Genomic DNA, 1,167 nt, shown 5'->3' on the forward strand with positions numbered 1-1,167 from the left:
GGTGTCAAAACATGACCTTCTGGATCATGTGCTGTATAACCTGGTACCGTCGGTACACCGGCTGGTGTAACCTTCGTCGCATCACTTGGGTCATTTGGATAGACTACTGTTGGTGCTCCAGGGAAGTTCCCATCACTTGAGCTTGGTACCAATGATCCGACTTTCGTGTATGTCACGGTCTCATTAACATCTGCTGAATCGGCATTCAGGTCAGTTACGGCAGCTGTCTGCGCTTTATCAGCTACAGATCCCGGCACCACTGGGCTAACAAAGGCATCAAAGGTCGTATCACCATTTGTCGCTGTCCAGGCTGTTGTTCCAGCACCACTTGTAATAACTTCACCAGTAACGTTATCGACAACGACCGTTCGTGTGAAATTAACAGAATCAGTGTGCTGCTTGGCCACTACGTGTCCATTCTGATCAACATAGCTGACGGTCTCATTGACCGTCTTATCATAGTTGGTGCTAATTGGCCACTTTGGTCCATTTGGCTCATCTGGATTGATTGGCGCTCCCGGTGTCTGTGGCTTCGTTGGATTCACTGGCGTCAGCTGATGCTTCAAGTGAACCGTGAAGTTCTGATCAGTTGTGTCATCATTGTCGAATGTCAAATCTGCTGGATAGCCATCAGTAACCAACTCATACCCTTGTTTCTTATAATCCGCAATGCTGCCACTGGTACTATAACTGGATTTCGAGCCCGTTGTTCCTGAAATTGAATCCGTCTTTAAAGTTTTTCCGGTCGTATCATCAACATAGCTGACACTACCTTTTTGCTTATCTGCTGTATAGGTGATCGTTGTATCTTTCGTTGGATCACTTGGCTGATAACGGCTACCGGGTGTCAAAACATGACCTTCTGGATCATGTGCTGTATAACCTGGTACCGTCGGTACACCGGCTGGTGTAACCTTCGTCGCATCACTTGGGTCATTTGGATAGACTACTGTTGGTGCTCCAGGGAAGTTCCCATCACTTGAGCTTGGTACCAATGATCCGACTTTCGTGTATGTCACGGTCTCATTAACATCTGCTGAATCGGCATTCAGGTCAGTTACGGCAGCTGTCTGCGCTTTATCAGCTACAGATCCCGGCACCACTGGGCTAACAAAGGCATCAAAGGTCGTATCACCATTTGTCGCTGTCCAGGCTGTTGTTCCAGCA

Annotated in this window: 1 protein-coding gene; it reads right to left on the reverse strand. The window is 47.9% G+C overall.

Annotated features, from left to right (window positions below):
• On the reverse strand, positions 1–1,167 hold a 1,167-nt coding region (locus EKM99_RS15675), incomplete at both ends, for a mucin-binding protein (RefSeq protein ID WP_455429369.1).

The organism is Levilactobacillus cerevisiae, from assembly GCF_003946245.1.
Taxonomy (GTDB): domain Bacteria; phylum Bacillota; class Bacilli; order Lactobacillales; family Lactobacillaceae; genus Levilactobacillus; species Levilactobacillus cerevisiae.